12 protein-coding genes are annotated in these 14,069 nt (G+C 36.6%); all 12 read right to left on the bottom strand.

Annotated elements, in window-relative coordinates; genetic code table 11:
• Positions 1 to 2: 2 nt before the first annotated feature.
• The 12 genes from galU to MKY09_RS14560 all read right to left on the bottom strand — a co-directional run bounded on the left by galU (position 3) and on the right by MKY09_RS14560 (position 14,037).
• A complete protein-coding gene (gene galU, locus MKY09_RS14505; protein ID WP_340884807.1) occupies positions 3 to 866 on the bottom strand; it encodes a UTP--glucose-1-phosphate uridylyltransferase GalU in 864 nt (287 codons plus the stop codon).
• Between the two features lie 38 nt (positions 867 to 904).
• Positions 905 to 1,975, bottom strand: coding sequence for a glycosyltransferase (locus MKY09_RS14510; protein ID WP_342566985.1), 1,071 nt, complete (start codon positions 1,973 to 1,975; stop codon positions 905 to 907).
• Positions 1,972 to 3,090: a glycosyltransferase gene (locus MKY09_RS14515; RefSeq protein ID WP_342566986.1), complete on the bottom strand. Its 1,119-nt coding sequence runs from the start codon at positions 3,088 to 3,090 to the stop codon at positions 1,972 to 1,974. Before MKY09_RS14515 ends, MKY09_RS14510 begins: the two co-directional genes overlap by 4 nt.
• On the bottom strand, positions 3,087 to 4,475 hold the full coding sequence (locus MKY09_RS14520; RefSeq protein ID WP_342566987.1) for an O-antigen polymerase: 1,389 nt from the start codon (positions 4,473 to 4,475) through the stop codon (positions 3,087 to 3,089). The genes MKY09_RS14515 and MKY09_RS14520 overlap by 4 nt, the downstream gene beginning before the upstream one ends.
• Before the next feature lie 14 nt (positions 4,476 to 4,489).
• On the bottom strand, positions 4,490 to 5,557 hold the full coding sequence (gene wecB / locus MKY09_RS14525) for a UDP-N-acetylglucosamine 2-epimerase (non-hydrolyzing) (RefSeq protein ID WP_169358797.1): 1,068 nt from the start codon (positions 5,555 to 5,557) through the stop codon (positions 4,490 to 4,492).
• A complete protein-coding gene (locus MKY09_RS14530; RefSeq protein ID WP_251552750.1) occupies positions 5,554 to 7,152 on the bottom strand; it encodes an asparagine synthase C-terminal domain-containing protein in 1,599 nt (532 codons plus the stop codon). Before MKY09_RS14530 ends, wecB begins: the two co-directional genes overlap by 4 nt.
• 12 nt (positions 7,153 to 7,164) lie before the next feature.
• Positions 7,165 to 8,580, bottom strand: a complete 1,416-nt coding sequence (locus MKY09_RS14535; RefSeq protein WP_169358795.1) for an oligosaccharide flippase family protein — start codon at positions 8,578 to 8,580, stop codon at positions 7,165 to 7,167.
• Positions 8,581 to 9,312 carry an acyltransferase gene (locus tag MKY09_RS14540; protein ID WP_342566988.1) on the bottom strand — a complete coding sequence of 244 codons (732 nt, stop codon included), beginning with the start codon at positions 9,310 to 9,312 and terminating at the stop codon, positions 8,581 to 8,583.
• A gap of 14 nt (positions 9,313 to 9,326) precedes the next feature.
• Entirely contained in the window at positions 9,327 to 10,643 is a 1,317-nt protein-coding gene (locus MKY09_RS14545) for a nucleotide sugar dehydrogenase (protein ID WP_169358793.1), read from the bottom strand.
• 299 nt (positions 10,644 to 10,942) lie between these two features.
• Positions 10,943 to 11,683 carry a hypothetical protein gene (locus MKY09_RS14550; RefSeq protein WP_342566989.1) on the bottom strand — a complete coding sequence of 247 codons (741 nt, stop codon included), beginning with the start codon at positions 11,681 to 11,683 and terminating at the stop codon, positions 10,943 to 10,945.
• A gap of 77 nt (positions 11,684 to 11,760) precedes the next feature.
• Positions 11,761 to 12,876, bottom strand: a complete 1,116-nt coding sequence (locus tag MKY09_RS14555) for a DegT/DnrJ/EryC1/StrS family aminotransferase (protein WP_251552745.1) — start codon at positions 12,874 to 12,876, stop codon at positions 11,761 to 11,763.
• 96 nt (positions 12,877 to 12,972) lie between these two features.
• The gene (locus MKY09_RS14560) at positions 12,973 to 14,037 is read right to left on the bottom strand and encodes an MraY family glycosyltransferase (RefSeq protein WP_169358790.1); all 1,065 of its coding nucleotides are present in this window, start codon (positions 14,035 to 14,037) and stop codon (positions 12,973 to 12,975) included.
• Positions 14,038 to 14,069 lie beyond the last annotated feature (32 nt).

Below are 14,069 nucleotides of genomic sequence, written 5' to 3' on the forward strand. Positions count from 1 at the left end.
GTTTAATCTTTCAATTTATTCTTCAAATAAGCAAGTAATGGTTCTTTTAAATCGTCACGCTTTAATGCAAAGTCAAATGTTGCCTGCAAAAACCCAAACTTATCTCCAACATCATAACGCTTGCCTTCGAACATGTAAGAATAGATGGATTCTTTTTTCAGTAAGGCATCAATAGCATCTGTAAGCTGAATTTCACCTTTTGCATCCGGCTGTACTTTTTCAAGTTCTTCAAATATGCCAGGAGTCAAAATATAGCGTCCAACAATAGCTTGATTGGACGGAGCATCTTCAATAGCAGGTTTCTCTACTAGTCGTTTAACTGAGTATAAGTCGTTTTCCGCTGCACTATAATCGACAATCCCATATTTGTTTACATCTTCACTAGGAACTTCATTTACGCCTAAAATACTGCTATGTACTTCCTCATACTTGGCAATCATTTGTTGAAGTGCTGGGACTTCTGAATCGATGATGTCATCTGGAAGCAATACTGCAAATGGTTCGTTACCAATAAACTTTTTGGTACAAAGAATCGCATGTCCTAATCCAAGTGGCTCTTTTTGTCTCATGTAATGAATATCCACTAAGTTAGAGATGTTTTCTACTTGTTCTAATAGCTCTAGCTTACCCGTATTTTTAAGCAATAACTCCAGCTCAATAGATTTATCAAAATGATCTTCCATTGATTTTTTGTTTCGTCCAGTAACGATGATAATATCTTCAATTCCAGAAGCTATAGCCTCTTCGATAATATATTGTAAATTTGGTTTGTCTACAATTGGAAGCATTTCTTTTGGCAATGCTTTTGTAGCTGGTAAAAACCGAGTACCAAAGCCTGCTGCCGGAATGACTGCTTTCTTAATCATATAATTCACCTTTTCTTCCTAAGTGGCCACTTTAACTATTAAGCCTCTGTATATTTTTCGTATAATGACAACATGTAATTAGCGTTATCAATCCAACTATAATTGTCCTTTACATGAGCTACGCCTGCTTTACCCATTCCAGCTCTTAAATCATTGTTCCCGGCCAGCTTTATAAATGCAGCTGCCAGCTGATCTGGACTTTCCTTATCAGTGACAATACCCGTGACATCCTTCACTACTACTTCCGGTAATCCCCCGACATTCGACACAACTACCGGAACACCACAAGCCATCGCTTCTACTGCGGCTACTCCAAAGCTTTCACTATCCTCTGTGGAAGGAACTGCGAAAATAGACATACTACGAATAATAGCTGGAACCTCTGTATTCGGAACCTTTCCAGTAAATGTAGTAACGCTGGAGATACCAAGCTCATCTGCTAGCTGCTCATATTCTAGTCGTTGAGGGCCATCTCCCGTAATGAGTAGCTCAGAATTTGGATACTCTATATGAAACTTAGCAAAGCCTTTTACTAAATCAGCAATCCCATACTTATCCTCTAATGCTTTTACCGTTCCAACAATGATCTTATCATTACTTTCATTCGTGTCTTGCGGATAGAATTTCTCTAAATCCACTCCAAACGGTGTCACATATACAGGACGATTCGTATAAAGATTCGTTTCCTTAGCCATGATATGACTTGTCGAGCAAATAGCCGTTGCTTTACTTAACGTAAATCTCACAAGCTTCTCATTTAGCTTGTTCTTCTTTGGAAAATCAAATATATCCTTGCCCCATACGGAAACAAAATGTACTTTATAATCCACAATCGCTCCTAGCAATCCATAGCTAGAGATAAAGTGGGAATGCAAAATATCTGGATTCCACTCTTTTAGCATTTTCTTTAAAGCAGGTGCTGCTGCAATATAAGATGCTTTACCAGGTAACACTTTTGGCAATATTTCCGTTGGCACTTGATTTGCATTGTCTTCAGAATAATGGTCCTTAAACGTAAAGACCTTCACATCTATACCTTTTGATTGGTAAAATAATGCCCATTTATGTGTATGAATAGACTTACTTGGAGCTAATACAGCTATTTTCATTTTTTATTACCTCCTATAAGCGCTTGTGCAGCCTGCTCGGCACGTGCATTCCAAGAATGTTGCTGTAAAAAGCTTTTTTTAATATTTTGTTTGAACTGTAAATATTCTGGTTGAATAGCTAGCATACCTTTCACAAGTCCCTCAGCATCATCCTCGGCTATTACGCCGTATGGTCCCGACAATATAAAGTCTTCTTGTGCAGAGCAATTCGTTGCAACAATAGGCAAGCTCGCTGTTAAGTATTCTACTAATTTAATCGGTACTGCAAAGTCGTTGTAGGTGGATCTTTTACGAGGGATAAAAGCAAAGTCTACTTCCTCATATAATGACTGAAGCTCAGCTCCACTCACGTGCTTTAGCTCAATATAAGGCTGTTTAATCTTATCTTTTTCCTCGTCACTAAGCTGAGTGTACTCTTCCTCCCGACATACAATAACCAACTTACCTAGCACCTCGTTTTTATTTAGCAGGGCATAAGCATCCACGAGTGTCGGCAAGCCGTAGTCCTCGTTATTAATGCCTCCTACATAAATACCTTTAAACGGTTTTTGCATTTCCCGGTTGTTGTCATTCAACTCAGTAAAACGACCTCCCGGTGGAAGAGCCATTTTGCTAGTATTGATAGCTACGTATTTTCCCATAGCATCACTTGGAAGAAATAGTGTATGAACATACTTCTCATAGAATCTTTCTTCCATCCTATAAATAGTCTTCATAACCGTTTTTTTGATACCCTTCAAAGGATATAATTCATCGAATTTCCAATACACATCTCGGTAAAAAACACCTATCGGCACTTGAAGTCTCTTTAATGTTTTAAAAACATCCTTGTCAATAATCCAGTCTTTTGGAATATGTCCCGGATCTGTTAACCATAAAGGAATCGTTTGGTTTTCTGAATAACAAAACAATGTTTGCTCTTGTTTCTTTTCAGCAAGCATCTTATTCCATAATTGACGTCTCTCTGTAGAAGTACCTGAGATAACAATCGTTTCTAAATTATTTTCAGTCGCATATTTTTCTATTGCCTTAATCATTTCAACGGGGCGAATTGCTGAACCACTCTTCGGATTAGTAGCAAGAGTAAAAGGATAATAAATTAAAATATTTTTCATTGTGGTGCTCCTTTTTTTCGTACTTTGCTTAATAGGAACGTCCATATAACATGGAAATACTGCTCCAGAATAAACAATCCACCCAATACTACGGTCATTAATATCCACACTGGGTTAAAGAAAAAGTCAGCTACTCCTCCAACAAGTGTTCTTGGAAGATTAATCGTAAAGTAGACAAACAATGCTATAACCACTGGTGTTTTCGGTAAGCGTAAAAAGATGATATATAGCACTTGTATAACGGTTGCTATATAAATAATAGAAATAATAACACCTAGATATCCAAATGAAGCAAAGGCTTCACCAAGGAAAATGGTATTAAGAACACCACCAGTGCCCTTATCTACGTTTTCAGGAAATACATTCTCCATTACCATTCGTGCTGATCGTACTTGCTCGATATCAAAAATTCCAGCAATAAAGGAAGGCAAGCCTTTTGCTTCTAAGAAGCTTAGAGAATGTGAGTACGTATCCAAATGTAAAAAGAATGGTGAAATTTGCGCCAGTATAATCCTGCCAATTGGGCCAGAGTTATGAGACAAGAAGCTTTCAATCTCTGTAACCCCTTGAATAGCCACATACATAACGATTAATAAGGCACTTCCCGCCAAAATATAACCGCTGATTCTCTTCCAATTGAGCTTTAACTTTTGTGTATATACACCAGCTAGAAGCAGCATGATGATATAAAAGAAAATTGGAGACTTAGCTAAGTCATAGGTAGAGATTAAAACAGATGAAATGAATAAAACAAAGAACAATACTTTCCAATATAATGCTCTCGATTTCGTAGTATATACAAATGCAATAATAGAAAGGACTGGAGTCAATGCGATACCGAATATATTCCGAATATACACATTCCCGCTGAAGCCTCTACTCGCATCAATTCTAAGCTTTGCAAGCTCTGATGTATTCCCCTTTAAAAGCTCCATTAAAGGAACATTCGCTGTCTTCAATAAGGTATAAGCAACTGCTAAAACAGATATAGCGGATAAAGCACCAAAAGCCAATCTAAAGATACGCTCATTCTTATCTACACTTGTACGAACGGGTTTTTGTAGATAGTTATTAAATTCTAGCTCCCCATTAAACCCAAAAATTCTACCTACAACTAACTGAGTTAGTGGGAATAAAATCATTAATAGCGTCAATAAAATAAAACCAATTATTCGATATTCCTCATGGTCCATTCTTTTGATCATATAATAATCATCTATTCCTAAAGCTATTAACAATCCGCCAATATAACTGGAGATAAGGAAAGAATAATAATAAACAATAGAAATCATATTTGGCTTTACAAGAGAAAGGCTTCCAGAAACCTTTTTAAAAAGGTATGTGGAAGCCACCACAGTAAAGAGCCATATGCTAAATATTAACAATGCTCACACCTACTTTATTTACTTGAATATTCCTTTAGTAAAGCTAACACTTTTTCCGATGTTTTTCCATCACCGAAAACAGGAGTATAAGAAGGAGTTACTTCTTTTTTAACTGCGTCTACGATTTTGTTTGTATCTGTTCCAGTTAAGATATTTGCATCCTCTATTAATGTCTCTACCCATTCCGTTTGATCACGAACAGTAACACAAGGTACTTCTGCAAAGTATGCTTCTTTTTGAACGCCACCAGAATCTGTTACGATTTTTTTTGCGTTTGTTTCTAAGGAAAGCATATCTAAATAACCAACTGGATCTATAACTTGTAAATTAGGAATTTCATCTAGCTTAAAGCCATAATCCTCTAATTTTTTCTTAGTTCTTGGATGGATTGGCCAAACCTTTTTATCTTCGATTTGACGGAATGCATCTAAAATGGACTTCATACGGTCCACATCATCTGTATTTTCCGCACGGTGAATCGTTATTAGTAAGTAATCCTTTGGAGCGATCTTTTCAGTCTCTAAAATAGTAGATGTAGACTTAGCTAGTTCCTTATTGTATAGAACTGCATCATACATTACGTCTCCAATATTATACACGCCTGCGCTAATATTTTCGTTCGTTAAATTCTGGATAGCTGTCTCCGTTGGACATAGTAACAACGTGGAAACATGGTCCGTTAAAATACGGTTAACTTCTTCAGGCATTCTCATATTGAAGCTGCGAAGACCTGCTTCGATATGAACAATAGGAATATGCAGTTTAGCAGCTGCAAGTGCTCCTGCTAATGTTGAGTTTGTATCACCATACACTAATAAGAAATCAGGATTTTCTTTTAAAATTATTTCTTCGATCTTAGCTAGCATTTCACCAGTTTGTTTACCATGGTTTCCTGAACCGATTCCTAAATGATAGTCAGGCTTTGGAATGTTTAATTCCTCGAAAAATATATCAGACATATTGGCATCATAATGCTGTCCAGTATGAACGATAAGCTCTGTTACTTCTTCACGAATTACACGTGAAACTGCTGCTGCTTTAATAAACTGAGGTCTTGCTCCTAAAATAGTTAGAACCTTCATTTTGTAATCTCCTTCATCATTTCAATCATGTCTTTTACGATAAACGAATTGATATTGTACGGATGCTCATACTTTTGTCCATTTCTTTTAAAAGTAAGAGACTGTACATACTGCTTGTAAGTCGGATAGATTCCGTACCACTCCATTGGCTCATCAAAATATTTACGATATAGATTTTTCTTTCTATATATTTTGCGTAGTAAAGGATAGAGAATACCATATTTATTTTTAAGTGAATTTTCTGGTCCTGGCTTTTGAGGCAATGGATAGAATTCCGGATACATTTGATGCAATGTATAATCATATAAATATTTTTTATATTTTAAATCCGCAGGGATTTTACTGAAAAAGTGTATTAATCGATCGTCCCATAATGGAATGGACCAGCCTTGTCCAAAATATTCGTATACACGAACAGAATTAATGATAAATTTCGCTTGTCGTTCTCGCCAATTCCATTCATCAATTAAAGAAGTGACACGTTCATTTGTATAATTGGAATACGCTTCAATATCCTGATACAATCCTTTACCGATGTCTGTTTCTGCATAGCTGTCTTTACCGGCTAGCTCCCATAATCGAAAATGCTTGTTCATTATAAAGGTTTGAATTTCACTCTTTTCAAATTGCTTGTCAACAATAGATTCATAAGGTAAATGTCCACCTGCCAGATAATCTAAGGAATGACCTGGTAAAAACACTGCGTCTTGTAACCCTTCTTCCTCAACCAGCAGCTTGGTGCTTGGGAAATCTTGAAGATGTGCTACCGAAACAGCATTACTAGAATACACGACATAGTCCTTCCATTCGTCAGACTTGTACATATCCTCCCACATCTTTTTATCATAGGCAAAGTATTTCCATTTTAAGCCCAGCTTATCAGCAATCTGTTTACTAACAGTTGACTCTCCGTTCCCTGGTCTTCCGTATGTAAATGCAATAATATTATCCTTCAACCCACGTTCTACCAATGCTAATGCGATTAATCGAGAGTCATACCCACCACTAAGTGGAATGACGATTTGACGATCCTTTAAACGACTTGCAAGATCATCAAATAAGTCATGAAATACTGTCTTTAACTCGGCTGCAAATGTATCGATTGGCTCTGTTTCTTTTGGAAGAACATACGAATAGTAGTAGGCCTGGACAGCCTTTTCCTGCAATGTAACATAAGAAACTGCAGGAACCTGGCTCCATTCCTTAAATAACGTCTTCTCTCTAAAAACAAATCCTGTGATTAGGAACTCTTCCTCTGCCTCTGGATTCATATTTAAGCCTTCCTGAGGCTGTATATAATCTTGGACAAGCCAGTTTCCTGACTGATCCTCCATATAAAATAATGGAATAGAACGCTTCATATCAGTTACCAGTTTTGTTTCTACTGGAGTTGTATAGATTAACGCATATTCCCCATTCCATTTGGCAAAGTCATTAGATGTTAAAATTTCTTCATTTATAATGCTAGCGAAGTTTTCATGGGTGACATATTGATTTTCATAATAGAAGTATCCTCTGAAAAACCCTTCATACCCGACACCTTTTATAGTATGAAAATCTTTATGCCTAAGGTTTGTTATACATTTTTTTGACATGCCTATCCCCCATTACTTTCTTTTTACAAAATACTTATCCATACGAACTAGTAGGACTAGAAGAATGAAAACAAGCCATACTCCTAAGATTAGCCAGCTATTTAAATCGTGTAATTGAATATATACAATTCCAAGAGTTGCAGCTATTAGCCATAAGATTGTCCAACCCATTTTTATACCTGAGAAGGGTACATAATATAGCTTTTGACTTTTACGGAATACCATAAATAAAGCGATACAATAGGCTGCTATATACGAAATAACTGTTCCCCATATATTGAGGTACGGCACAAAAACAAAATTCAATGCAACTGATACAATTGCAGCTATCCCAAATGCTATAGAAATATGTTTTGTTTGTTTAGAATAAAATATTCCAGTAGAAACAATCATATAGTAAAAGCTTAAAAATGTTGCGATTGAAATGGGTGCAACATATTGAAATGCAATTCTAAAGTTATCTGGCATTACTAAAATAATCCATGGCATAAATGTCGCTAAAGCTAAAACTCCAAAGCTGCCAATGATTAAAAATGCCGCATATAATGTTGCAAATAATTGGGGACTATCTTTTTTGTCCTTTAAAGACATAGAAAATGGTCTCCATGCTAGTTGTATACCGCTCGTCAATAGAGTTATAAAGGTTGCAAACTTAATAGCGGTCCCATAAATACCTACATCATCTAATGTCCCATATGCCCGTATAAAAAAGTTATTGGCATTCGCTATGATCCAAAAAGCTAAAGAGGCAGGCACTAGGGGAGCAGCGTAAACCAAGATTTTCTTTAAAATAGCTTTATCGTACAGTGGCTTTAAATACACTCGAACAGGCTTTATTAACACTAAGACGATAATAGCCACGCTGACTAAGCGAGCTACTAGTATCCCTTCTAATGAAGTCCATACAAACATTAAGAAAAGGACAGAAACTACTGCTATTAATAGCATTTTACCTATCGTCGTAAAGACTACTCTCTTCGTATGGAACTCATATCTTAAAATAGTTAAAACTAGTGTAATAATGGTATCTAAGCATAACGTACCTAATGCAATATAAAATAGCTGAGAATAGCCCGCTGATTCTAATATAAGAGCAGACAGCCAATCTCCCCCGATTAAAAATACTGCAAATAACAAGACAACTATTGATAAACGGAACGTCATAACCGAGCGAACGTACTTTTCCCGTGTGTCTTTATCTTTATACTCAAAGTAATAATAAGCTAACGCGGAGTCAGTACCAAATATTACTAGGAAAGTAAGCATAGATACCGTAGTATCTACCATCTGTAGCATTCCCACTAGCGATTCTTTTTCAAGATAATGTGCATATAAAGGGAATAGTATAAATGCGATTAGTTTAGTACCTACGTTCATAAATGCATAAAGGAGCGAATCCGCTCCTAAACGTTTTAACTGAGAGAACACTTAAAGAAGCTCCTCCTCAGGTACATTTTTCAAGAATTTTGCTGGGAAACCTTTTATAACAGTTTTCTCTTCTGTATCCTTTGTTACTATTGCTCCAGCTGCTACAAATGTTTCTTCTGCTATTGTTATACCAGGTAGAATAATAGACGCTCCACCTACACGAGCTCCACGTTTAACAATAGCTCCTTTAATCTTGTCGAAGCGTGCTTCCGTTCTTCCCATATAGTTATCATTTGTAGTTGTCACACATGGTGCGATAAATACATGATCTTCTAGAGTAGAATGAGCGGTGATATATGAATTCGATTGGATTTTAGTACGGTTACCAATCGTTACAAAGTTCTCAACTGTAACATTGCGACCAATGATAACAAAAGAACCAATTTCAACATCTTCTCGAACCGTTGCTAAATCAGCAATTAACGTACTCTCTCCGACTTTTGCTCCTCTATACACAATTGTATTAGCTCCAATTGTACATTCCTTGCCAAGCTCTAAAGGAGGAATTTCTTTCGTAATTTGCATTGTGCTTGTTTTGGCAGGCTTAGGCTGTTTGCCTACTACGGCACCATCATCGATGGTGGTACCATCACCAATGATGGTACCAGCGTGAATTGTTACACGATTGCCTATGCGAACGTTATCGCCAATCTTTGCTCCTTCTTCTATAACAGAAAAGTGTCCAACTGTCGTATTCTCGCCTAACTCAGCAGCTTCATGTATAAAATTCATCTTGTATCCCGCCCTTATAATTTAATATAGCGATTTGGAGTGTCAATTCCTTTAAACGCGTTACGAGTATCAAAAATAACTTTTGATTTTTGTGCAATATGAGCATAGTCAAAGCCAGTATGATCAGTAGCTAGGATAACTAGGTCAGCTGAATCTAACAACTCGTCTGTTAATTCCACAGTTTCATGTGTTTCTCCAGCAACTCTAAATGTAGTTACATGAGGATCAACTGTTTTGAAGTTAGCCCCTTGTTGTATTAATAGTTCTACTAATTTTAAAGATGGAGATTCGCGCATATCATCGATATCTTTTTTGTAAGCTACACCTAAAAGTACAACATTTGCATTTCTTAACGCTTTACCTTCATCATTTAAAATTTGCATTGCACGAGTAATTACATACTCAGGCATCGTATTGTTAATCTCACCAGCAAGCTCGATTAAGCGAGTGTGGTAATTGTATTCTCTAGCTTTCCAAGTTAAGTAAAATGGGTCGATTGGAATACAGTGACCGCCTAATCCTGGGCCTGGGTAGAATGCCATAAAGCCGTATGGTTTTGTTTTAGCAGCATCGATTACTTCCCACACGTCAATTCCCATTTTCTCACAAAGAATAGCCATTTCGTTAGCTAGAGCGATGTTAATGTGACGGAATGTGTTTTCGAAAATTTTCTCCATCTCAGCGATAGCCGGACTAGAAACCTTATGCACGTCACCCTCTAATACATTGCTGTACATTGCAGCAGCTACTGTTGTACATTTTTCCGTAATACCACCAACTACCTTTGGTGTATTTTTTGTATTGAAGCTTTTATTACCTGGATCAATTCGTTCAGGTGAGTAAGCGATGAAAATATCTTCTCCTGTTACAAATCCTTTATCTTCTAATGCTTTTTTAATAATTTCTTCTGTTGTACCTGGATAAGTTGTTGACTCAAGAACTACTAGTGTACCTTTTTTAGCATATTTAGCAATTTCATTTACTGAGCTTTCAACATAAGAAGTATCAGGCTGTTGATAAATGTCTAATGGAGTCGGTACACAGATAGCAACTGCATCTACTGCACTAATTGAACCATAATCTGTAGAGGCAGTTAAATGTCCTGACTCAACCATTTGTTTTAAGTCAACATCTACTACGTCACCAATATAGTTAATTCCTTCATTTACTTGTTGAACTTTAGATTCTTGTACATCAAATCCAATTACTTTATAGCCAGCTTTAGCTTTTTCAACCGCAAGTGGTAAACCAACATAACCTAAACCAACTACCCCAATAACTGCAGTGTGGTTTTCAATTTTTGCTAATAATTCTTCATAATATGTAGACATTTTATACTCTCCTTTTAATTGGTGCTGTTTTACTCTAGTAAAGACACCATCTTATCAATAAATGTTTCATGTTTTGGTACTTCAATTTTCTTTCCCCCGAGCGCAAATGGGACAAGCAGTATCTGTGGAGCTGCCTCCTCGCTTTTCTCCATTTGCCTGTCGGGGCAGAGATAGGTGCTTACGCTTTTCTTGTCTAGCTCCTGCACCTTGCCCCTCGGGTCAAATGGATAAAAGCTCCGGTGGCTGAAGAACTGCCTCCTCGCTTTTCTCCATTTGCCTGTCGGGGCAGAGATAGGTGCTTACGCTTTTCTATAGTTTCTTGCATCGATTAGATACTTCCACATAGATAGCGAAAGGATTGCTAATAAGATTCCTAAGATGAACCCTGCAATAGCACCTTCTGTTCCATATGTTTCTGTTTGTCCTACTCTGGTTTCTCCAGCAATGCTTGGTTTTTCATAAGCAATGACGTCATTTCTTACTCTTTGTTCCGTAGCTAAAGCATTTGTTAAATCCATTTCAGCTGCAGATAATAAGGTAGTAAAGTTGTTAATTACCGTTACATTATCAGATTCAATTAATAATTTTTTATAATCTTCTATTGTGGTTTTTAATGTTTCAATACGCTCTGCTTGAATGCTCGCATATGTTTCAGTGCCACCAATTACTTTGTCATGTTGGTTCATTAATCCAGCTAATAATTGCTCATTAAACTGATTTAATTCGTTCTTTACTTGTTCTTCAGTATCTCCATAGGTCTCTGTTTTTATGTAACTTCTAGTTGGGACAAAGACTTCTGTTTTCCCTGTAAAATGTTTACCATACTGAGTCATGATATGATCAGGATTAGTTAATGCCTCTAACTTTACAGATCCAGTGAAGACTGTACTTTTTCCTACATACTTACCGTTGGATGGTACTAGGAAAGACGCACCGTAGCCTATTAATGCAGCGATGACTGGTATGATGATGAACCAAATCTTTTTCCTCCAGAAAAATTCTAGAGAATCATATAATCGAAACGATTTATTTTCTGACATATCTATTCTCCTTTAAACCCATTCATAAGGTAGTTAAAGGGAAACGTAACAAAACGTCTCCCTTTACTTTTTAATCATTATTTTCCAGAAAAGAAAGCAGCAATCTTTTCAACAACAAATTGCTGTTGCTCTTCTTTTAACTCAGGGAACATTGGTAAAGAAAGTGCCTCGTTTGCAGCTTTTTCTGCATTCGGGAAATCTCCTAGTTTATACCCTAAGCTTTCAAATACCGGTTGGATATGTAATGGTAGTGGATAATAAATCATTGTATCTACTCCATTTTCTTTTAAATAAGCTTGAAGCTCATCTCGACGCTCTGTCAAAATAGTATATTGGTGGAATACATGATGGAAACCTTCTACCTTTACAGGTGTCTTAATGTATTCTCCAACCTTTTCATTCAACAATTGAGTGTAAAAATCTGCATGAGCTCTACGTTGCTCACTCCAAGTGTCTAAATGAGGGAACTTAACATTTAATACTGCTGCTTGAAGCTCGTCCAGACGGCTATTATAACCAAGCACAGCATGATAATATTTTGGTTTACTACCGTGTACACGAATAACACGAGATTTCTCTGCGATATCATCATTATTGGTAACAACCATACCGCCATCACCGTAAGCTCCAAGATTTTTAGTCGGGAAGAAGCTATAAGTTGCTGCATCTCCTAATTCACCAACAGTAAAGTCACCTTGTTTAGCTCCAATTGCTTGTGCAGCATCCTCAATCACAATTAGGTTATGCTTGTCTGCAATTTTACGAATGCTCACCATATCAGCCATTTGACCATATAAGTGAACCGGAATAATAGCCTTCGTTTTGTCCGTAATATGCTTTTCTATCTCAGCTGGATCTATATTGAAAGAAACAGGGTCGATATCACAATAAACAGGTGTTGCACCGGCTCTGACGATTGCTCCACCAGTAGCAAAGAATGTAAATGGAGTTGTAATTACTTCATCTCCAGCACCTATACCTGCTGCTTGTAATGCAATATGAATTGCATCACTACCATTCCCACAACCAATCCCATGTGCCACATGGCTATATTCGGCAATATCCGCTTCTAGTTTTTTAACATTGCTTCCTAGAATGAAAACAGAGCTACTCATAACTCCGTCTAACGCTTCTAAAACTTCTGTTTTTAGCGATGCATATTGTTCCGATAAATCTAACATTGGTACTTTCATTTGTTTACACCAACCCTATATGAATTATTTAATATATGAAAAGCGCAACCCACCTTTTAAAGTGGTCTAGATAGTTTTTATCTGTCTACTAGAGGGCTAATTACGCTTATACCCAACAACTTTTTGAAAAACAGAAATAATTGGTCGATATTCATCATTCACTAACCCAATTTTCTCTGCAACAATTTCAAATGCAATTAATATAAATAAAATAATAAAAATTGCCCAACGTAAAGTTAGTGTCTCAAATGTAATCGCTGATATACTAAATATCAAACCGAAACCATATATTACTAATACGGTATCACGATGAGACAAGCCAAGTGCAAGCAATCTATGATGCAAATGAGACTTATCTGCCACCGATATCGGCTTACGATTAACTAACCGTCGAATTATAGCGAAGGAAGTATCAAAAATTGGTACTCCTAAGATTAAAATAGGAACAACAAAACTAAATAATGTAACGCTTTTGAAAAGTCCTAATAACGAAAGGACAGCAATAGCGTATCCAAGAAACATGGACCCTGTATCACCCATAAAGATTTTTGCTGGGTGGAAATTATGAAATAAAAACCCAAGCGTACTCCCTAGTAAGATAAGAGACAATGTAAGTATTAACATTTTATCAGCAGAAAATGCTAAAAATGCGATACTTGCAAATACGATTGAAGATATTCCAGCTGATAAGCCATCTAATCCATCAATTAAGTTGATAGCGTTCGTAATAGCAAGAATCCAGAACAGTGTTACTATATAAGAGAAAATACCAAGTTCAAATACACCTAAAAAAGGAATATTTAAAACTTCAATTGTTAACCCGCTACCCATAACAGCGCAAGCTGCTAATATTTGACCTAATAACTTAATTTTTGCAGAAATCTCATATTTATCGTCTATAATACCAAGCACGATAATAATCAGAGCACCTACAATAATTCCAGTAATCTTTGCTTCATACAATCCCGCAACGAAATAACCAACTGTTACTGCTATAAAAATTGCAAGTCCGCCTAAGCGAGGCATCACTTTTTGATGAACTTTTCTTTCAGAAGGTTTATCCACAGCCCCAATTATATGTGCAAACTTAATTACTAAAGGGGTAACTGCGATTGCCGTGGCCATAGATATGATAAAAGCAAGAAGTAATTTTATATCCAAAAATATCATCCTTGTTTTTTTATTTTCTTTTT

The sequence above is a fragment of the Psychrobacillus sp. FSL K6-4046 genome, assembly GCF_038624605.1.
Taxonomy (GTDB): Bacteria; Bacillota; Bacilli; order Bacillales_A; family Planococcaceae; genus Psychrobacillus.

Excerpts from the sequence above, each read along its gene's own strand:
- galU (WP_340884807.1), bottom strand. The coding sequence starts at position 866 with ATGATTAAGAAAGCAGTCATTCCGGCAGCAGGCTTTGGTACTCGGTTT.
- MKY09_RS14510 (WP_342566985.1), bottom strand. The coding sequence starts at position 1,975 with ATGAAAATAGCTGTATTAGCTCCAAGTAAGTCTATTCATACACATAAA.
- MKY09_RS14515 (WP_342566986.1), bottom strand. The coding sequence starts at position 3,090 with ATGAAAAATATTTTAATTTATTATCCTTTTACTCTTGCTACTAATCCG.
- wecB (WP_169358797.1), bottom strand. The coding sequence starts at position 5,557 with ATGAAGGTTCTAACTATTTTAGGAGCAAGACCTCAGTTTATTAAAGCA.
- MKY09_RS14530 (WP_251552750.1), bottom strand. The coding sequence starts at position 7,152 with ATGTCAAAAAAATGTATAACAAACCTTAGGCATAAAGATTTTCATACT.
- MKY09_RS14540 (WP_342566988.1), bottom strand. The coding sequence starts at position 9,312 with ATGAATTTTATACATGAAGCTGCTGAGTTAGGCGAGAATACGACAGTT.
- MKY09_RS14545 (WP_169358793.1), bottom strand. The coding sequence starts at position 10,643 with ATGTCTACATATTATGAAGAATTATTAGCAAAAATTGAAAACCACACT.
- MKY09_RS14550 (WP_342566989.1), bottom strand. The coding sequence starts at position 11,683 with ATGTCAGAAAATAAATCGTTTCGATTATATGATTCTCTAGAATTTTTC.
- MKY09_RS14555 (WP_251552745.1), bottom strand. The coding sequence starts at position 12,876 with ATGAAAGTACCAATGTTAGATTTATCGGAACAATATGCATCGCTAAAA.